This window comes from Gemella haemolysans (assembly GCF_028308085.1).
In the GTDB taxonomy this organism is placed as follows: Bacteria; Bacillota; Bacilli; order Staphylococcales; family Gemellaceae; genus Gemella; species Gemella haemolysans_D.
The window spans coordinates 1-22,000 of sequence record NZ_JAQMFS010000107.1; the positions used below are offsets into that span (position 1 = coordinate 1).

Annotated in this window: 15 protein-coding genes and 1 pseudogene; 15 read left to right on the plus strand and 1 reads right to left on the minus strand. The window is 31.8% G+C overall.

Annotation, left to right across the window (positions count from 1 at the left end):
- From PNO30_RS08370 to PNO30_RS08415, 10 genes and pseudogenes are all read left to right on the plus strand, one after another.
- Positions 1–3,487 (plus strand): annotated as a pseudogene (locus PNO30_RS08370) (YSIRK signal domain/LPXTG anchor domain surface protein); the annotation flags it as partial.
- 270 nt (positions 3,488–3,757) lie between these two features.
- On the plus strand, positions 3,758–4,759 hold the full coding sequence (locus PNO30_RS08375) for a DUF2232 domain-containing protein (protein ID WP_271988024.1): 1,002 nt from the start codon (positions 3,758–3,760) through the stop codon (positions 4,757–4,759).
- A gap of 2 nt (positions 4,760–4,761) precedes the next feature.
- Entirely contained in the window at positions 4,762–6,708 is a 1,947-nt protein-coding gene (locus PNO30_RS08380) for a DHH family phosphoesterase (RefSeq protein ID WP_271988027.1), read from the plus strand.
- 31 nt (positions 6,709–6,739) lie between these two features.
- Positions 6,740–7,183: a 50S ribosomal protein L9 gene (gene rplI / locus PNO30_RS08385; protein WP_003147963.1), complete on the plus strand. Its 444-nt coding sequence runs from the start codon at positions 6,740–6,742 to the stop codon at positions 7,181–7,183.
- A 22-nt stretch (positions 7,184–7,205) separates the two neighbouring features.
- A complete protein-coding gene (dnaB, locus tag PNO30_RS08390) occupies positions 7,206–8,567 on the plus strand; it encodes a replicative DNA helicase (protein WP_271966065.1) in 1,362 nt (453 codons plus the stop codon).
- A gap of 11 nt (positions 8,568–8,578) precedes the next feature.
- On the plus strand, positions 8,579–9,934 hold the full coding sequence (locus PNO30_RS08395) for a DUF4767 domain-containing protein (protein WP_271988029.1): 1,356 nt from the start codon (positions 8,579–8,581) through the stop codon (positions 9,932–9,934).
- An 85-nt stretch (positions 9,935–10,019) separates the two neighbouring features.
- The gene (gene sppA / locus PNO30_RS08400) at positions 10,020–10,997 is read left to right on the plus strand and encodes a signal peptide peptidase SppA (protein ID WP_271988031.1); all 978 of its coding nucleotides are present in this window, start codon (positions 10,020–10,022) and stop codon (positions 10,995–10,997) included.
- A gap of 12 nt (positions 10,998–11,009) precedes the next feature.
- Positions 11,010–11,672: an RDD family protein gene (locus tag PNO30_RS08405; protein ID WP_271988033.1), complete on the plus strand. Its 663-nt coding sequence runs from the start codon at positions 11,010–11,012 to the stop codon at positions 11,670–11,672.
- Between the two features lie 381 nt (positions 11,673–12,053).
- On the plus strand, positions 12,054–14,507 hold the full coding sequence (locus PNO30_RS08410) for a heavy metal translocating P-type ATPase (protein WP_271988035.1): 2,454 nt from the start codon (positions 12,054–12,056) through the stop codon (positions 14,505–14,507).
- Between the two features lie 22 nt (positions 14,508–14,529).
- Entirely contained in the window at positions 14,530–14,724 is a 195-nt protein-coding gene (locus PNO30_RS08415; RefSeq protein ID WP_271966073.1) for a heavy-metal-associated domain-containing protein, read from the plus strand.
- Between the two features lie 141 nt (positions 14,725–14,865).
- Here the strand turns inward: PNO30_RS08415 and PNO30_RS08420 are convergent, their stop codons facing one another.
- Positions 14,866–15,702, minus strand: a complete 837-nt coding sequence (locus PNO30_RS08420; protein ID WP_271966075.1) for a DegV family protein — start codon at positions 15,700–15,702, stop codon at positions 14,866–14,868.
- Between the two features lie 365 nt (positions 15,703–16,067).
- Between PNO30_RS08420 and PNO30_RS08425 the strand changes: the two genes are divergently transcribed.
- From PNO30_RS08425 to srlE, 5 genes are all read left to right on the plus strand, one after another.
- The gene (locus PNO30_RS08425; RefSeq protein ID WP_271988037.1) at positions 16,068–17,825 is read left to right on the plus strand and encodes a 1-deoxy-D-xylulose-5-phosphate synthase; all 1,758 of its coding nucleotides are present in this window, start codon (positions 16,068–16,070) and stop codon (positions 17,823–17,825) included.
- Between the two features lie 206 nt (positions 17,826–18,031).
- Complete coding sequence (locus tag PNO30_RS08430; protein WP_271988039.1) at positions 18,032–19,942, plus strand: BglG family transcription antiterminator; 1,911 nt, start codon at positions 18,032–18,034, stop codon at positions 19,940–19,942.
- Positions 19,943–19,957: 15 nt separating this feature from the next.
- Positions 19,958–20,398 (plus strand): transcriptional regulator GutM, encoded by a 441-nt coding sequence (locus tag PNO30_RS08435; protein ID WP_031553997.1) that lies wholly within the window; start codon positions 19,958–19,960, stop codon positions 20,396–20,398.
- Positions 20,399–20,417: 19 nt separating this feature from the next.
- Positions 20,418–20,963: a PTS glucitol/sorbitol transporter subunit IIC gene (gene srlA, locus PNO30_RS08440; protein ID WP_006364082.1), complete on the plus strand. Its 546-nt coding sequence runs from the start codon at positions 20,418–20,420 to the stop codon at positions 20,961–20,963.
- A gap of 17 nt (positions 20,964–20,980) precedes the next feature.
- The gene (srlE, locus tag PNO30_RS08445; RefSeq protein WP_271966081.1) at positions 20,981–21,982 is read left to right on the plus strand and encodes a PTS glucitol/sorbitol transporter subunit IIB; all 1,002 of its coding nucleotides are present in this window, start codon (positions 20,981–20,983) and stop codon (positions 21,980–21,982) included.
- Positions 21,983–22,000 lie beyond the last annotated feature (18 nt).

Genomic DNA, 22,000 nt, shown 5'->3' on the forward strand with positions numbered 1-22,000 from the left:
AAACAACGGAACATGGGAAAAAGAAGGAAACATCAAAGGACCAAAAGGAGACAAAGGAGCTCAAGGTGTTCAAGGTGAACGTGGACAAGATGGAGTGCAAGGACCACGTGGACCACAAGGTGAAGTAGGACCACAAGGACCAAAAGGAGAAGACGGAAAAACTCCAGAAGTAACTGTAAAACCAGGTAAAGATGGTAACAGCTCTGATATCACATTCACTGTACCAGGAAAAGATTCTGTAACAGTAAATGTGAAAAATGGAGAAAATGGTTTAAACGGAAAAACTCCAAAAGTTGAGTTATTACGTGTTGAAGGACAAAATGGTAATCCATCACATACAATCGTTACATTCTATACTGATGAGAATGGTGATGGAAGATATACTCCAGGAACTGATGAACTTCTAGGATCAGAAATGATTAAAGATGGGGCAAAAGGAGCAGATGGACGTGATGGTAAATCACTAGTAGCTGTTAAGACTGGAACTGAAACAAAAGTTTATCAAGAAGACCCAGCTAACCCAGGACAACCATTAAACCCTGAAAAAACATTAGCAGTTATAAAAGATGGTCTAAATGGAGTATCACCAACAGTAACAGCTGTTCGTAAAGAAGATGGAAATAAAGGTGTAGAAATCACAATAGATAATCATGACGGTTCACAACCAACTAAAGTTCTTATCAATGATGGAGCTAAAGGTGAAGCAGGACAAGATGGAAACACACCTACTGTTACAACTCAACGTGGAGCAGATGGACGTAGCACGATTGTTACGTTTACTACACCAGGTAAAGATCCAGTATCATTCGTTGTTAAAGATGGTAAAGATGGACGTACACCACATATTGACTTAAATGCATTAGTGGATGCAGTGAGAAGAGGTGCAGGATTAGCTGTTAATCCACAACCTTCTGGAACATCAAGAAGTGCAAGAAGAGCGAGAAGTGTAGGGGATAACCCAGATGAGGGAACTCCATCAGCTCAACCAGTAGCTACAGACACAGCAGGTTCGCAACCAACTACTACAGATTCAACAGCTACACAACCAGAAACTACAGATTCACAACCAGTAGAGGGTACTCGTATTACAGCATACTATGATAATAATGGTAACGGTAAATACGATCCAGGTGTGGATGAATTAATTGGTACAAGTGATATCTTGAATGGTACAAATGGACGTAATGGTACAGATGGTGCAAACGGTGCGGCAGGTCATGATGGTCATGACGGACGTAATGGTGCTGAATTACTAAGTGGAGTTACTGCGCCAACTGCTAAAGATGGTAAAGATGGAGATACATTTATCGATGCTAATACAGGAGACGTTTATAAGAAAAATAACGGAACTTGGGATAAGATCGGTAACATCCGTGGACCTCAAGGAACTACTGGTGAAAAAGGTGAAAAAGGTGACAACGGTAAAGACGGACGTGCACCAAAAATTAAAGTAGAAGATATTACTTCACCTTCAAGATCTAGAAGAGCTACAGATGCAACTTCAACTCCAACTCGTAATGGTATCCGAGTTACAGTTTATGACGATGTTAATGACAACGGAGTATACGATGAAGGTATCGATAAAGTATTAAGTAGTAAAGATATTTATAATGGTATCGATGGACGTGATGGCTCAGCTCCAACTATTAATACAAAAGATAATGGAGATGGCACACACACTATCACAGTTCGAAATCCTGATGGTTCTGAATCAACTACAGTTGTAAAAGATGGTAAAAATGGAGAAAATGCTACTATTACAACTACAGAAAATCCAGACGGTAGCCATACAATTACAGTAACAAATCCAGGTGGACAACCTAAAGATATCGTTGTTAAAAACGGTAAAGATGGTAAGACTCCAAAAGTTGAAGTAACTGATAACAATGATGGGACTCACACAGTTAAAGTTACAGATGGAGATGGTAATGTTACTAATGCTATCATCAAAGATGGTAAAGACGGTAAAGCTGCTACAGCAACAACTACTAAAAATCCAGATGGAAGCCACACAGTAACAATCACAAACCCAGATGGAACTAAGAATGAATTTGTTGTTAAAAATGGTCGTGACGGAGTAGATGGACGTACTCCAACAGCATCTGTTCGTGATAATGGAGATGGAAGTCACACTATCGTTATTACAAACCCAGAAGGTGTTACAACTGAAACAACAGTACGTGATGGAAAATCACCAAAAGTAACAATAACTGACGAACAAAATGGAACTCACAAAATTACAGTTCTAAATGGTGATGGAACAACTACTGAAACAATCATTAAAGATGGAAAATCACCAGTAGCAACAGTAAGAGATAACCAAGATGGTACATACACTATCCGTGTAGAAAATGGAAATGGAACAGTTTCTGAAATAACAGTACGCGATGGTAAATCACCAACAGCTAAAGTAGTAGACAATGGAGATGGAACTCACACAGTTACAATCGTTAACTCTGATGGAACTACTACAACTACAACAGTACGTGATGGAAAATCACCAAAACTTGAAGTGATCGATAACAACAATGGTTCACATACTATTAAAGTTACAGGAGCAGACGGCAAAGAAACTAATACTACAATCTTTGACGGTAAATCACCAAAAGCTAATATTGTTGATAACGGAGATGGCACACACACATTAACAATCGTAGATTCTGATGGACGTGAATACAAATCTATCATTAAAGATGGAAAAGACGGAAAAGATGGAGTATCACCAACTGTAACAGTTAAAAATAATAATGATGGAACTCACACAGTTACAATTACTAACCCAGACGGAAGTAAAACTGATATGGTTATTAAAGACGGAAAAGATGGTAAATCACCAAAAGTTTCTGTTGAAGATAACGGAGATGGAAGTCACACAATAACAATCATCAATTCTGACGGTTCTGTTACGAAAACAGTTGTTAAAGACGGAAAAGATGGACGTGACGGAAAAGATGGTAAAGATGGTAAAGATGGTAAAGACGGAAACTGTGGATGTAATGACAAACCAGTTCCTCCAGTAAATAATAATCCAGCTGGACCAACATTTGCAATGCCAGAACCACCAGTTCATGAATTACCAGAATTCAAAGGTGGAGTGCCAGGAATGCCAGAAGTACACGAAAAACCTGAATTTAATGGTGGAGTACCAGGAATTCCTGAGGTTACTGAAGTACCAGAATTAAAAGTACCAGAAGTACCAGTGCAACCAACTCCTGAAGTTCCAACTCAACCAACACCACAAGTACCAGCACAACCAACACCAGAAGTACAAGTTCAACCAGTACCGGAAAAACCAGTAACTCCAGAAAATGGAACTGTGCCTCCAGTAACAGAAATGGTATCAGCAGTTAATGTAAATCAACCACAAGCTAACGCTCGTGTTGAAAGATTAGCTGAAACAGGTGAACAAGGTTATAATGCATCTATTTATCTAGGTGGAACTCTATTATTCACACTGTTCTTAGCAACAAGAAGAAAAGAAGACTAGAATTTTTTAAAGGATATTTCTAAAATAGATTTTAAAATATATGAATTAGAACTCAAGAGATAATTTCGTTTGAGTTCTTTTTTAATAATATCAGTAGTATAAAATTAGAACTTCAGGTCTTATAGTACGATAAATCTATTCTTGAATAATAGTATGTTAATGTTTTTATTTTCCTTTAAAAAAACTAAGAAATTTGATATAATAATAAAGATACCTATATAGTTAGAGTTGCTTTTAAGGGTATTATAAAAACGAAAAAGGAGTGTTAATTTGGATAATAACATTTCAGATTTATTGACAAAAGAAATTGCAAAAGCAATGTTAAATAGATTTTTCTTTAAAGAACCTAGTAATTTAAAAATATTTGCATATTCTGTAGGGTATATATTATTAATATTATTAGGAACACTACTAAATATTGAAATTGTTGCAGCATTTCTTTCTGTGTTTCCTCTTACATACGTACTTGGAGCTAAAGGATTGAAATTGTATCTTCCGTTGATTGCTTCAGGGGGGATAATATTAGCGCTGTTGGGATCCCCAGTTATGATGTTTTGGTTTGGAATTCACATGGTTGCTGCATATATAATATATAAAACTATAGATTTACGTTTATCAAAGCTATTTTTAGTGGTAGCAATAGCGACAGTATTATTTTTAGGAATAGCTATATATGTATTTTTATCTATAAGATTAGGTAATATAACTATAGATAGTAAACAGATTTTGGAGTTTATTAATAACTATGTAAATTCAATGGTAGAGATGAATCAAAATGTGGATAAAAGTTTAGTTTTAGAAAGTTTCTCAAGTATACAGAGAACATTTCCAGTAACTTTATATATAATGTTATTTGTATATAGTTTAATAATAGTAAAATATACACTTTCTTTATTAGCTAGAGAATATGTGATTATTCCAGCTTTTCCAAAATTTAGTCGTATAACATTAAGTCCAAAAAGTGGATATATCTACATTGGAGTTTCTTTAATCACATTATTATTTGAGATGGGATTAGATGAAAATAAATATAGTTTTTGGAATATATTATTCCAAAATATATCAGGTGTACTAGCATTAGCATTTATTCTAAATGGTTTATTTACAGCATATTTCTTTATCGAACAAAAAACTAAGAATAAGGTTACTATAGCAAAACCAATTACATTTGTTTTAATGTTAATCTTTAGTCCGATCTTTGAATTACTTGGATTTATAGATAGTATATTCAAATTAAGAGAAGGTTATATTATTATGAAGAAGGGGGAATAGATATGAATGGAAAAAGAAAATATGAATTGATAATTTCAACTATTTTTCTAATGGGAGCAATACTTTGCGGAATATTTGATATTTTTAGTTTAGTTATTTATTTATTAATAGGTCTTTTAATCTTCGTATTCTATATTCTTCAGAAGAAAAAATCTGTGGAACAGATGGAAAGGTATATTAGTAAATTAACCAATAGAATAAAAGATTCATCAGAAAAAGGAATTAATAAGTTTCCTATCGGTATAATCGTAATAGATGAAAATAAGAATATTGAATGGGCTAATAACTTTATCTATAAAAATATTAAAGTTGAAGAGATAAAAGGTCTAAATATCTTAGAACTTATGCCGGAAATTTCAGAGTTGTTTGATTTAGAAACTCCGGTAGATAATCAGTTTGAAATCTTTGGTAAATTTTATAAAGTGAATTATCAAAAAGATAGTGGTTATATTTACTTCTTTGATATTACAGAAAGTAAAGTTGTAATGCAAAGATTTAGAGATACAAGGCCTATTATTCTTAATCTAAGTCTTGATAATTATGAAGATGTTTATGATTCATTAGAAGATGAAGTAGCGAGTAGATTAGATGCTACTGTAGTTATTACTTTGACAGATTGGGCTAAGAAGAATAGTATTTATCTAAAAAGAATCGATGATGATAGATTTATTGGACTTTTAAATGTCAAAGATTTAAAGAAAATAGAAAAAGAGAAATTCCAAATTTTAGATACAATTAGAAATCTAAAAGAGGAGTTTGATGCACCAATTACTTTGAGTATAGGTGTAGGTATGGGAACTGACTTTTTACCAGAATTAGGAGAACTTGCGAAGAGTTCACTTGATTTAGCTTTAGGGCGTGGTGGAGACCAGGTTGCTATGAAAGATGTTGATGGTACGATTAGATTCTATGGTGGTAAAACAAACCCACAAGAAAAACGTACTAGAATTAAGGCGCGTGTTGTATCTAATGCGTTAGCTGATATTGTAAGTGATAGTGATAAAATAATCGTAATGGGGCATAAACGTCCTGACTTCGATGCTGTTGGAGCTTGTGTAGGTATTTATACATTTTCTAAAATAGTAGGTAAAGAATGTTACATTATTTTAAATGATAGTGACAGAGATGAAACAATTCAAAAAGTAATGTTTGAAATTGATAATTCGGATGAACAATTGTCAAAAGTGTTTGTCGATAGTGATGAAGCTTGGGAACTTATGACTCCTCAAACAACATTAATCGTTGTGGATACTTCTGACGCATCACGTGTTATTGATGCTGCGATACTATCTAAGGCTAATAGAAAAGTTATTATTGACCATCATAGACGTGGTGAGGATATAATTACTAATCCGCTGTTAACTTATATTGAACCTTATGCATCATCATCATCAGAGTTGATTGCAGAATTAATAGAGTATCAAACTAAGATAGAAAAAATCACTCCTATTGCAGCGACGATTATGCTTGGTGGAATAGTGGTAGATACTCAAAACTTCTCAATAAGAACTGGTTCTAGAACGTTTGATGCAGCTGCTTATTTACGAAGTAATGGAGCTGATCCAACGAGAGTAAAAACAATTCTAAAAGAGCCTTTTGAGAACTTTATGAATAGGGTAGAAATTATTAATAACTCTATCCAAAAAACACCAGAAATTATTATGGCAAAAGCCCCTGAAGATAAATATTATACTAATGTAATGCTTGCTCAAAGTGCAGACTTACTTCTAACTCTTAAAGGAATTGAATGTAGTTTTGCTATAGGATATTTAGAAGAAGGTAAAGTTGGAATTTCAGCAAGATCACTAGGTAATATAAATGTTCAATTAATTATGGAGGAGCTTGGTGGTGGAGGTCATCTTGCCAACGCAGCAACTCAAATAGAGGGAATTAATTTAGACGAAGCTTTAGACCGACTAAATGATGCCATCGATAAAATATTATCATAAAATAAAAACATAGATAAAAGGAGAAATTGTAATGAAAGTTATATTTTTAGAAGACGTTAAAGGAAAAGGTAAAAAAGGAGATGTTAAGGAAATTGCTGATGGATATGCAAAATTCTTAATAACAAATAAAAAAGCTGTAGCAGCAACAAATGCTAATATGGCAACACTTAAAGGTCAACAAAAACGTGTTGAAAAAGATAAACAAGAAGAATTAGTTCAAGCTAACTTACTTGCTAAACAATTAGAAGGTCTTGAAGTGACAATTAAAGTTAAATCTGGAGAAGGTGGAAGATTATTCGGATCAGTATCTTCTAAACAAATTGTTGAAGAACTTAAGAAACAACACGACCTTAAAGTTGATAAGAAAAAAATCGACTTACCACACGGTATCCAATCTTTAGGGTATACAAATGTTAAAATTAAACTACACAACCAAGTAGAAGGAACTATTAAAGTTCACGTGGTGGAGCAATAGTAAATAATTTGAAGGTGACAATATGAAATATCATATAGATTCTGTTGTAATGGCAGAACAATCGTTATTAGGGGCTCTGATGCAAGAGCCAGAGAAATTAATAGAAGTCAAAGCAACGGTTGATCCGGAAGACTTTTATGACGAACGAAATAAAGATATTTATAGTGCTATTTTACGTTTAGATGAAATGGGAATAATACCTGACACCACTACGATTTTTGAAGAAATAAATAATAGTGGGGCATTCAGAACAGTGGATGCCTCATTATATATAGTGGACTTGTATGATATTACTCCAAGTTCTCGTAATATTATGCACTATGCGAATTTAGTAAAAAGATACTCGATATATAGAGAAATCCGAGCAGCACTTTTAAGTAGTACTGAGGAAATGAACCAAGGTAATGCTGACATAGACTCTTTGACTGCTACATTATTTGATCAAGTTGAACGTGCAATGGAACGAGCGAAAACATCTCAGTTTAAAAATATGAAAGATGTTACCGATGAAGTTTTTAAAGAAATCTTAGCTCGTATGGCTGGAGAGGGTCAGAATGTAGCTGTACCTACAGGATATGGTGCATTAGATAAACTTGTAGGTTTTGGTAAAGGAGATTTAATTATCCTTGCAGCTCGTCCTGCGATGGGGAAAACAGCGTTTGCCCTTAATATTGCCCTTAATATCGCTGGGAAAAATCCTCGTTCAGAAGAAGAGAAGAGAACAGTTGCACTATTCTCTCTTGAGATGGGTGCAGACCAACTTGTCTCTAGGATGATTTGTAGTGAAGGAATGATAGATTCTGAAAAAATTAAAAGAGGTGATTTAGATAATGATGATCTAATGAAACTTGAAACAGCTGTTCATTTCTTAAATCAAAAAAATGTCTTTATTGAAGATAGTGCTTTTATCAAAGTAAATGAAGTAAAAGCAAAATGTAAGTTATTAAAAGCAGAACATGGTCTAGATCTTGTTGTTATTGATTATCTTCAACTTCTTCAAGGAAGTAAGAGAACTGATAATAGGCAACAAGAGGTATCTGAGATTTCTCGTAGCTTAAAACAAATGGCTAGGGAACTAGAATGTCCTGTTATCGCATTATCTCAGCTATCTCGTAGTGTTGAATCTAGACAAGATAAACGACCTATGATGAGTGACCTTAGGGAATCTGGAAGTATTGAGCAAGATGCTGATATAGTTTCATTCTTATACCGTGGAGACTATTATAGAAGTGAAGATGCCGATGAGAATGAAGTTCAAGAAACAAGTGATGTTTCAACTATTGAAGTAATTATTGCTAAAAATAGGCATGGACAAACAGGGACTGCAGAACTTGCATTTATGAAACGATATAATAAATTCGTATCGAAAACTTATGCTGAATAGGAGGGAAAGTAATGACGAATAGAGATACTAATTCTCAGAACAATGAATTAAATAATGATTTAAATGGTTATTATGATCAAAATGGAAATTATATTCCTTATGGTTATTATGACGAGAATGGGAACTATATATCAAACGGGTATTATGATCAAGATGGAAACTTTATTCCGAATGGTTATTATGATCCAAATGGAAACTACATTTCAAATGGTTATTACGACCCAAATGGCAATTTTATTCAAAATGATGGAAATAATCAAAATAATAATGAATTTACGCCTGCGGGTTACTACGATCAAAATGGATTTTTTATAGCAAATGGCTATTATGATCAAGACGGTAACTATGTAGAGAATAATCAATCTAATTTTAATCAAGATGTAAATGGTCAATATAATCAATTTACTAATGATAATCAGAATAATAATTTCCAAGGAAATGATAATTATTCTAATGTAAATCAAGAAAATACTGAGGAACAAAATAAGGAAACTAAAAAAGATAAATCTAAGAAAAAATCATCAAAACTTGGATTTATAGTTGCGTTTCTTTTAGTATGTGTTATTGCTGCGGGAGTTTATTATTTTAAATTCTACAAGAAAGATGATAAGGTAGTTCATCTGGATCAATATAAGGTTGAATTAGCAGCGTATGGTACTAACAGACAAGGTAAGGTAAATGTTGATATAGTAGAAATCCCAGAAGTGAAAGATGCAGATGATAACATCAAGAAATTCTTGAAAAAACCTGAGATTAAATATACTCCTACAGAAAACCTAGAAAACGGAAGTAAAGTAGATGTAGAGATAACGCTTAATAAAGATGAAGCTCAGAAAAAAGGATTGAAAGTCAGCGGAACGTTTAAACGTACTCTAACTGTTACAGGATTATCTGAAGAAAAAACTGAGAAAAAAGAAGAAGCTAAAACTACAAGTACAGCTTATTGGAATAAAAACAAAGGTGACAAACTTTATCAATTTGTGAAAAGTTGGGAAAAATCTTTAAACCAAAGTTATAAAGAGTATACACCGAGTAACCAAGTGAATTTCCATGGATTAAAACTTCCTACTGAGACAGAAATAGCAGGGGATGCACGTTTAGTTCTAGAAGGTGATAAACTGATTAGTATGAAATGGTCACCTGAAGGGAATTATAAAGACGTTTATAATATAGTTGCTGTATTTTCTGATATAGATAAACCAGTAAATTCTGTAGCGCATCTATACTATTTCACTATTTTAAATGGTGAACCTATCGTGTTAATAACTGAACAAAATCAAGGGAATTCTAAGAAGTATGTTTACTTCAGAAGAACTGCTAATGTAGACTTGCAAAAAGGTTTTGAAAATATAGTTAAGAGTTCATAATAATAGGCTAGGGACAGATAGCGAAAGTGGTATTTGTCTCTGGCTTTTTACAAAAATATTATAATAAAGTTTTGGAGGAAAAAATATGAATTTTAAAAATAAAAGGTTGATATCAACAGTAATTGTTGTTGTTTTAGTAGTGTTTTCGCTAATTAAAGGTACTATAACATCAAGTAATAGTAATAAAAAAGATGAGTCAGAGTTAAATGGTTATTTAACAGAGTTTTTACAAGAGCAAAGTATTACTAAATTAACCCTTAAAAAAGGAGATAGTAGCCAAGTAATTCAAAAGATTTCTATTGAAGGTGAAATTAATTCTGAAATGACGAATACATATTCACGAGGATCTGTATTAAATCAAATCAAAGAAGCTAAAAATAACCCTAATGTTAAAGCTATACTATTATCGGTAAACTCACCAGGTGGGGGAGTTTATGAAACTGCTGAATTATATAATGCTTTAAAAAATAGTGGTAAAGATGTTTATGTTTCAATGAAGAAAACAGCTGCTTCGGGTGGATATTATGTATCTACACCAGCTAAAAAAATCTTTGTGAATACTGAAACAACCACTGGTTCTTTAGGGGTAATCATGAGTTATGTATTTGCTCAAAAATTCTTAAATGATCATGGAATTAAACAAGAAACTGTTCGTTCAGGAGATCAAAAAGCAGTAGGTGGTTTAACTGAAGACTTACCAGAATCAACTAGAAAAATTTTACAAGAACAAAATAAAGAAGCATATGAGAGATTTGTAAAGGCTATAGCTGAAGGTAGACACTTAAGTGAAGATGAAGTTAAGAAACTTGCTGATGGAAGAACTTATACAGGTACACAAGCAGTAGCGAATAAATTAGCTGATAAAATTGGTACGGAAGATGAGCTTATTGATTTAATAAAAGAAGAAAAAGGATTATCTAATCCAACTGTAATTGAATTAAGAGCTGATAAAACTACAGAAAGTTTAATTTCTAGATTTGTTAAAGCTACAACAAAAAGTTTTATCTCTGAATTAAATAGTGAAGTAAATTCAAATAAAGTTGAACGTAGTTACTTAGGATAAGGAGGTTTTTATATGAATAATGAATTAAATAATAATACACCTTCATATGATCCTAATTTAAATGAAACTTCTGTAGAACTAGAAAATGATACGATACAAAATGAAGAATCTACTAGAGAACAGGAAGATCCTAAAGAAACAGAAGAAAGAGTAGATAAAAAGGAAAAAGATCTTTCGTTGCCAACAACAATAGAAGATTATATGAATCTTTCAAAAAATTTCTATGCAGGCTTTTGGACGAGATTTGTTGCGTATTTAATCGATATGATTGTTATTTATGCTATAGCTAGTTTATTGAATACTTTTAGTTTTGGACTTTTGAATAAGCAACTAGATTTCCCAATTTTAGGAGAAGAATCTCTGAGTTATGTTATCGTTATGTTCACTTATTTTATCTCGATGACTTACTTCTTTTCACAAACTTTAGGTAAAATGATTATGAAGATAAAAGTAGAAACTAATAAAGGTGATAAGTTAGGTCTTATGGATGTAGTTTACCGTGAGGTAGTTGGTAGACTATTAACTATATTTTTAGTGTATATCCCGTATCTAGCTGTTGCTTTTACTAATAAGAAAAAAGGACTTCATGACTTTATCGCTGACACTGTAGTAGTCAAAGAAGATTTTTCTAAACTTCGTCGTCAGATGAATGAAAAATTAGAAAGTAAAAATTAATATTGTAAAAAGCTGTAGGTTTTAATAAATCTATAGCTTTAAATTTCAAATTAAATCCTAGAAAATCAGCTGGGGTTGACAAAAAGGTCCTAAAATTTGGCAAAGTTCATATGAGAACTCATAGACGCAGTGGTTTATTGATATCTAAATGCGCTTTATAAAAGCTTTTTAGATATCTAATAAACTGTGCGGAGGTGACTCGACAAAATCGATTTCTACGAAATCACGACTTTTGAGTCACTCCCTATATCATAATGATAGCTGTTATTGATTATTTAAAATATTGTTGACAATAATTTTAGATGGGAGTATACTTAATTTATAACAAGGACTACAAATGTAGACAAGTAAAAATATTTAAAAGATAGGTGTGATTAATATATGGTAAAAAATGAAACATATTTAATTGAAGGGATGAGTTGTGCTTCTTGTGCGGCGCATATTGAAGATAGTTTAAAACAAGTTGATAATTTATCGGATGTCAATGTAAACCTTGCAACGAGTAAACTTACGCTTACTAGAGGAGAGGGAATAGATAGAACGGAAGTAGAAAATATTGTAGAAAAATTGGGGTATAAGCTTACTTATGTTTCTAGTATTGAAGAGCGAACATTTATATTAGAAGGAATGAGTTGTGCAACGTGCGCGAAAAATATAGAAGATACGATTTCATCTTTAGATGGAACAGAAAAAGCCATTGTAAATTTCGCTACTGAGAAGATGGTAGTAAAATTCGATAAAGAAAAATTAAGTGTAGCTGAGATTGAGAGAAAAGTAGAAGAAGCGGGCTATAAAGCAAGATTAGAAATAGATAATTCGGTAGATGACCAAGCTGAGAAAAAACAACAAGAAATAGATGGTATTTGGAAAAGATTTATTTATTCAGCTATATTTACAGTGCCTGTGTTGTATATAGCGATGGCTGAGATGGTAGGATTACCTATGTTGGAAAGTTTAAGTCCAATGGGAAATCCAAAGTTATTTTCAACTGTACAGTTTATTCTGGTGTTACCTGTTTTGTATTTTGGTAGAAAATTCTTTAGTGTAGGAATTAGAGCTATTCTTAGAAGAAAACCTAATATGGATTCTTTAGTAGCGTTAGGAGCAGGGGCAGCATCCTTATATAGTGTTTATTCAACCGTATTGGTATATTTAGGTGATGAACATGCAGCTATGAATTTGTATTATGAATCTGCAGCGGTAATCTTAACATTGATTACACTAGGTAAATACTTTGAAGGAGTATCGAAAAGTCGTACTACAAATGCTATTAGTAAGTTGGTCGGATTGGTACCAAAAACGGCTAATTTAATAAAAGATGGTGAAGAACATGTAGTAGCCGTAGATGAAATATCTACAGGTGATATACTACTTGTTCGTCCTGGTGAAAAAGTACCTCTTGATGGAGTCGTGATTGAAGGTCGTTCGACTATAGATGAATCAATGTTAACAGGGGAAAGTATCCCTGTAGAAAAAGATATTAATAGTAAAGTAGTAGGAGCAAGTATCAATAAAACAGGTGTTTTCAAAATGAAAGTTACCAAAGTTGGAAAAGATACTACTTTATCACAAATTATTAAACTTGTTGAAGATGCTCAAAATTCTAAAGCTCCGATTGCAAAACTTGCAGATAAAATTTCAGGAGTATTTGTTCCTATTGTTATTGTTTTAGCACTAATAGCTGGAATTTTATGGTACTTTGTTGGAGATGCATCTTGGAGTTTTTCTCTAAAAATTATTATCGCAGTGCTTGTTATTGCTTGTCCTTGTGCCTTAGGTTTAGCTACACCGACAGCTATAATGGTAGGTACAGGTAAGGGAGCTGAACACGGTATTTTAATAAAAAGTTCAGAAGCTTTGCAGTTAGCTAAAGAAGTTGATACTGTTGTTTTTGATAAAACTGGAACATTGACAGAAGGTAAAATTTCAGTAACTAATATAGTAACATTTAATAATTTATCTGAAGAAGTTCTATTGCAACTTGCAGCGAGTGTAGAATATCTTTCAGAACACCCGTTAGGTCTAGCTATAGTAGATGAAGCTAAAAATAGAAATTTGGAACTAGTAGAAGTTAAAGATTTTAGTTCGTTAACAGGATTAGGTATTTCATCAAAAGTTGATGGAAAGTCAGTACTTATCGGTAATAAGAAATTAATGGTGGAAAATAATATTTCTATAAAAGATTCAGTTGAAAAAGCAGAGAAATTTGCTTCAGAAGGAAAAACACCATTATTCATAGCTGTAGACTCTGAACTAGCTGGAATCATAGCTGTTGCCGATCAAATAAAAGCAAGTAGTTTAAAAACTGTTGAAAAATTACATAGCTTAGGGTTAGAGGTAGTTATGTTGACTGGTGACAATAAAAAAACTGCTGAGGTAATTGCAAATCAATTATCAATAGATAAAGTAGTGAGTGAAGTTCTACCAGAAGATAAAGCGAATGAAATCAAAAAACTCCAAGCTCAAGGTAAAAAGGTAGCAATGGTCGGTGATGGTATTAATGATGCACCAGCACTAGTACAAGCAGAAGTCGGAATAGCGGTAGGAACAGGAACGGATGTAGCAATCGATGCGGCAGATATAGTGTTGATGAAACCTGACTTAAATTCTGTTGTTAATGCTATAGTTTTAAGTAAAAAAACTATAACAAATATTAAAGAAAATCTATTTTGGGCATTCTTCTATAATGTTATAGGTATTCCTTTTGCGATGGGAGTATTCTATATATTCGGAGGACCGTTGTTAAATCCGATGTTGGCAGGAGCTGCAATGAGCTTTAGTTCTATATCTGTAGTATTAAATGCTTTAAGATTAAAAAGAGTAAAATTAAATTAATAAAAAGAAAGAAGGATTAATCATGAAAAATGAATATAGTATCGAAGGTGTAAAATGTGGTGGTTGTGTCGCTGCAGTTAAAGAAAAATTATCAAAATTAGATAATGTTGATAATATAGAAGTTAATATTCAAGAAAAAACTGTCGTAGTTGAAGGAGAAGTATCAAAAGAAGATCTCCAAGCTGCGTTAGAAGGTACAAATTATAAAATAGATTAGCAAAAAGTGGGATTGATTCGACAAATTTGATTTTTTTGACATCGTGATTTGGAGTCATTCCTAATAAAGAAACACCTTAGGATTAGTTTTAATCTAATTCTAAGGTGCTTTTTTATGTAAAGGAGTGTATCTGTATTTTTATTATTTATCGTATTCTAAATATCCGATTGCTATTGCTTTAGGTCCTGCGTGAGATCCAATTACAGGTGATACGATTTCTGTTTCTACTTCGATTTCTCCGAAAGTTTTTTTAATCGAAGATAATGCTTTTTCTAATAATTCATCATTTGTATAAAGAACAAATAAGCTCTTTGGATTTTTTTCTTTTATTTCTTCACACATTTTTGAAAGAACTTTATTCATTCCTCTATGTTTTCCACTTACTGAAAGTAGACCATCTTTAATAGTTATAATAGGAAGAATATTTAGTAGGTTTGACAAAACGAACTGAGCTTTCGTAAGTCTCCCACCTGCGTATAAATATTGCATAGTTTCTACTGTTACTAGAACATTGTGTTGCTGTGAAAGTTCTGCATATCTTTTTTCTATATTTTCAAATGTTAAACTTCCTTCTTCGAATTCTTTGATAATCTTCTCGATTGCTATTCCTACCATTCTTGCTATTTGAAGAGTATCTATTATTTTAATATCAATTCCATCAATAAGTTCTTTAGCTTGTACAAAAGAAGAGTATGTTCCTGATAATTTAGAGGAAACGCTGAAAGCGACGATACGCTCAACACCTTGTTGCTTTAATTCTTCATAGACACTTAGTATTTTACCTACAGCTGGTTGGCTTGTACTAGGTTTTTGTCCGTTATGTATCCTCTCATAAAATTCATCAGGAGTAATAGTTACGTTATCCTCAAAAATTTCATCGTCAAGACGAACCTCTACTGGGATAACTGTAATTGGATTGTTATTCGCAAAATTTTTATTAATTTGTAATGCTGAATCGCACACAAAAGCTGTTTTCATAAATTTTAACCTCATGTTTTATTTTATATTCAAAATTATTGTAGCTTTACTACGTTTTTATATAATACACTAAAAATAAAATTTTTTCAAATAAAAAGTGAAATAAAAAATTCACTTTTATATATAGATAATGTATCAAAAGTTGAATAAAATAACATGTTAAGGTTTTAATAGTATTGAAATTAATTTAGAAAGTTACATGCTTTATCTCTAATTATATTTATATTTGTTGATGGAGATATTTAACAACTATCAAAGAATGATAAAAAATACTACTAAACCTATAATAAAAATGAATACTTAAGCTAGATTAATTTATGTTATAATGATATTAATACAAATAGATAGAAATAGGAGGGATAAATATGATTTTAGAAAATATTTCAGGACCCCAGGATCTTAAAAAATTAACAATAGAAGAATTACATACTCTTGCTGATGAAACAAGAACGGTATTATTAGAAAAAATTAGTTCTCACGGAGGTCACAGTGGACCAAATTTAGGAATGGTAGAGATGACAGTTGCCTTACATCATGTATTTGATTCACCTGTGGATAAGATAATTTTTGATGTATCGCATCAAACTTATATTCATAAAATGCTAACAGGACGCCAAAAAGCATTTATAGATCCTAAACATTATGATGATGTTTCTGGATATACGAACCCAAAAGAAAGTGAGCATGATCTTTTTACTATTGGACATACCTCAACCTCATTATCGTTAGCAAGTGGGATTTTACATGCTAGAGATTTAAAGAATGAAAAAAGCAATGTTGTAGCGATTATTGGAGATGGCGCGCTATCTGGTGGAATGGCTTATGAAGGATTGAATACAATAGCTACACTTGGAACTAATGCAATAATTATTATAAATGATAATGATCAGTCGATTGCTAAAAATCCTAAAGGTGGTATATATACTGCATTAGAAAGTTTACGTGAAACTAAGGGGCAGGCGACAAACAATATTTTTAAAGCCTTAGGATATGACTATCATTATTTAGAAAATGGTAATAACTTAGAGGAGCTAATTTCACTGTTTAAAGAAGTAAAAGATATAGATCATCCAGTAGTATTACATATTTATACAGAAAAAGGGAAAGGTTTTGAACCTGCAGAACGAAATCATGAAAAATTCCATGCAGGAGGGCCGTTTAGCTTAGAGACAGGGGAGTATATTAAAAAAGGTGCTGTTATTTCAACGTATAATGGGATTACTTCTGAGTATTTAACTAAGAAATTAAAAGAAGATCCACTAGCTGTCGTTATCAATGCAGGGACGCCAGGGATAGTATTTAATAGAAAGTTAAGAGAGGAATTGGGTAGTCAATTTATAGATGTCGGTATTGCTGAAGAACAAGCGGTAACGATGACAACGGGACTAGCGAAAAATGGAGCAAAAGCAGTGTGGGCTGTATTATCAACATTTTTACAGAGAACATATGACCAACTTTCTCATGATATGGCATTAAACAATCAAGCAGGGGTAGTATTAGTATACAGTGCTTCTATAAATTCAATGAATGATGAAAGTCACTTGGGATTTTTTGATATTCCATTTATATCGCACATACCAAACTTCGTATACTTAGCTCCTGTTAATAAAGAAGAGCACTTAGCGATGTTAGAATGGGCAATTAACCAAAATGAACATCCAGTTGCTATACGTGTTCCTGTGGGGAGTGTTGTAGAAACTGGGAAAGAAGATAAAACAGATTATTCTATTTTAAATAAAAATAAAGTAGAAAAATTTGGAGAACAGGTTGCAATATTTGGAGCAGGTAATTTTTATAACTTAGCAGAGGAAGTTTCTGAACAATTGAAATTAGAACATAATATAGAGGCAACATTAGTAAATCCAAGATTTTTAACTGGTTTGGATAAAGAATTACTAAACTCTTTAAAAGAAAATCATAAATTGGTTGTAACGGTTGAAGATGGTATAGTAGAAGGTGGATACGGTCAAACTGTAGCAAGTTATTTAGGGAATACAGAATTGAAAGTGCAAAACTACGGAATAAGTAAAAAATTCTATGATAGATATAATGTAGAAGAATTAATGAAAGAAAATGGCTTAACTATAGAAAATATAGTTAAAAATATTATAGAGAGTTTGTAATGAAAGGAGCATCCCTAGATTTTAGGGATGTTTTTTTGATAATTAAACTTTGAAAAGTGGCTCGACAAAATCGATTTCTTCGAAATCATGATTTTTGAGTTAGTCCCTATTTTCTAGAGGATTAAAGCGTTTTTCTTTTTTAAAGAAAATAACTGTATTAATTATTTTAAATGATATTAGTATAATAAAAATAGGTGGTGAAGCAAATGGAGATTTTTAATTATGATAATAGAAGTTTGAGGTTACTGAACATCTTAGAGTCTAGTTTTTCAGTTCAAGATCAATATATATTGGATGTATTGAAGGTAAGTTCAAAAACTATTAGTAATGAGATAAAATCTTTAAATGAATTATTTGAAGATTGTGCATATATAGAGAATAAAAATTCAAACTATAATCTTTATATTACAAAGTTAGAAGAATATTTGAAAAGAAAAAGGTCTATTTATGAAGCAAATATAAATTTTGATTCTAGTAAAGTAAGGTTAGTCTATATTTTCAAAAGATTAGTTTCGTCTAGTGAGAGTACTTTGATAGATGACTTAGCTTTTGAAATGATAGTTAGTAGAACTACTTTAAATACAGATCTGAAAAAACTGAATGAAATAATAAACAGCTATAATCTTGTTATAAAGGGAAAACCAAACATAGGTATAAAAGTAGTTGGATTAGAAAAAGATATTCGAATTTTTATTTTGGAAAATATCTATAACTATGTATATAAAGAGGATATTTTCGATAAAGAAGATAATACGTTTTTTGATAAAGTATTTGAACAATACAAAATAGATAAGCAGGCAAAAGGAGAATTTTTCCGATATCTAACATTATCGTTAGATAGATTCGCTAATGGATTTTATCTAGAATTTGGTGAAAATCAGTACAAAGAATTATTAAGTAATTATGCACAACCTTTTATTAAAGAGATAAGTGATTACATAAAAACTAAATATAATATAAGCTTATCTGTTGATGAAATAAAATTTCTGGCAATTTGCTTTGCTACAATGAGAGTTCCTACAAAAATAAATAAAATAAGAGAAAAACTAAAATATACAGATGAGTACAAGAAACTTGTTCAAGAAATTCTAGAAGTAGTTGTTTATGAGTATGGACTTGAATTTGATACATCAGATATTATTGAAGAATTTATTTATCATATATACTTTTTAATGGAAAGATTGAGGTATGGAGTTAGATATAGCAATAATATGAAAGAAAAGATTAAAGAACAGTATCCTGTATCATATAAAATCGCTAAAACTGCTAGCAGAGTAATTAATAAAAAGTACGGTTATTCAGTTTCAGAGGATGAAATTAGTTATCTAGCAGTTTATTTTGAAACTTTATTGAATAAAATAAAACTTCAAACAGAAAATCTAAATATATTATTGATAACTAATTCTGGTCCCGCATATAACAAACTTATGATAAATGAGATAGAAAGTTTAATAGTAAACTCACAAGTATCGGCATACACCACTTTTGAAAAGGTTGATTATAGTAAGTATAATATTATAATTTCTACTGAAAATATAAAGTTTGATACAGAAACACCAGTTATTTATCAAAATGAAATTTTAGATAAAACATACTTGAAAAAAGAAATTAATTTTTTACAATATATAAATAAAATGAATTCTCCTAGTATTCGTGGAATGGAATCGGTTCTACTTAGTTCTATGAGAGAAAATACATTTTTCAAGTGTGATAATGGGAAAACATACTCTGAAAACATTGCTATTATGATAGCTGATTTGATAAATCAAGAATTAGTTGATAAAAGTTTTTTAGAAAGAATCAGAGAAAGAGAAAAAAAATCGTCTATGATTTTTGAGGAAAATGTAGCATTTCCACATACGATAAATAAACTGGGAGATGATTTAATAATTGCTCTAGGGGTAAGTGAAAATGGATTTAAAGATAATAAAGACTTGAAATTGATTTTTATGGCGTGTGTACCTGAAGGAGAAAACAATGGGTTGATTTTAGCTAAAACCTATGATGAATTAATCTCTATTATTAAGAACGAAAAATTAATTACAGACATATCTAAAATAGATAATTATGACTTATTAGTAAATTACTTTATAAAAAATACTAATTTATATAGATAGCAATTAGGAGGACATATGAATTTAATAGTTTTAGGAATACTCTTTATTTTGGCGTTTATTTTACAGTATGCTCTAACTTATGTTCAGTTAAATAGTTTCAAACGAAGCTATAGTAAACTTAGACGAATAGGTAGAGTAGTAATAGGAAGAAAAAAAGGTGCTGCACGTGCGGGAGCAATTGTTATGCTAGCTATAGACGATAATGATAAGGTTATCACTGGAGAAGCTATGCAAGGAGTAACAGTACTTGCTAGATTTAAAAAATTTGAATATTTCAATGGTCTTAAAGTAGGGACTATAAATAGAGAAGATTGTAAAGCGATAAAACTATCAGCATCTCTAACTAGTGCAGTGCTTGACGGAGTTGTTAATTATAAAACAATTTCTGCTGGTGGACAGGTTGAAATGGAGCCAAGTCCATTTGGGAAATTAGCAAAAAAATTAAAATTAAATTAAATATTATAAGGAGGACAATATGGATTATATTGTTAAATTAGCATCAGGCTTTACAGGTTTATTTGACGAAGGTGCAAAAGTATTCGTAAGTTGGGTTGGAGGAATCGTACCTAAAGTACTGTTACTTCTTGTATTTATGAATGCATTAGTTGCTTTTATTGGACCACACAGAGTAGAAAAATTTGCTAAAGTGTGTTCTAAAAATGTAATTTTAGCTTACGGAATTTTACCATTCGTTTCTGCATTTATGTTAGCAAACCCTATGGCATTATCAATGGGTAAATTTTTACCAGAACGTATGAAACCTAGTTATTATGCATCTGCATCATATCACTGTCATACAAACAGTGGGATATTTCCACACATTAACGTTGGTGAAATTTTCATCTACTTAGGTATTGCAAATGGAATTACTCAATTAGGATTAGACGTTACACCATTAGCAATTAGATACCTTCTTGTAGGGTTAGTAATGAACTTCTTTGCTGGATGGGTTACAGATTTCACAACAAAAATAGTTATGAAACAACAAAAAATTGAATTAAGTAATGAATTAAAAGCGTAGGATTAGGAGAAATAATTATGACATACGGAACAATTAAAATAGAAAAAGGTAGTGGTGGTTTCGGTGGACCTTTAGTAGTAACTCCAAAACCAGGAAAAGATAAAATTTTATATATCACAGGTGGTGGAGCTGAACCTGAAATCGTAGAAAAAATCGTAAAATTAACAGGTGCTACTGCGGTTAATGGATTTAAAACATCAGTACCAGACGAAGAAATTTTCTTAGCAATTATTGACTGTGGTGGAACATTACGTTGTGGTATTTATCCACAAAAAAGAATTCCAACAGTTAACATTATGCCTGTTGGACCAAGTGGACCACTTGCTAAATTTATTAAAGAAGATATTTATGTTTCAGCTGTAGGATTAGATCAAATCTCTTCAGCTGAAGGTAGCGAAGAAGTAGTAGTTGAGAAAACTCAAGAAGAACCAAAACGTGAATTTAAATATAGTGCAGATAAAAAAGTTTCACAAAGTTTAGCAGAAAATGCTAAATCATCTGTTATTCAAAAAATCGGTATGGGTGCTGGTAAAGTAGTTCATACATTATACCAAGCTGCAAGAGATGCAGTTCAATCAATGATTACAACAATTTTACCATTCATGGCATTTGTTGCGATGTTAATAGGGGTTATCCAAGGATCTGGATTTGGTAACTGGTTTGCTAAATTATTAACTCCTCTAGCAGGAAATATTTTTGGATTAGTAGCTTTAGGATTTGTATGTTCTATCCCATTATTATCTGCGTTACTTGGTCCTGGTGCAGTAATTGCACAAATTATCGGTACATTAATTGGGGTTGAAATCGGAAAAGGAACTATTCCTCCACAATTAGCATTACCTGCATTATTCGCAATCAACACACAATGTGCTTGTGACTTTATCCCAGTTGGTTTAGGTCTTGCAGAAGCTGAACCAGAAACAGTAGAAGTGGGGGTAGTGTCAGTACTTTACTCAAGATTTATTATTGGGGTACCAAGGGTTATCGTAGCTTGGTTAGCAAGCTTTGGAATGTACTAATTATATATATTTAATAGG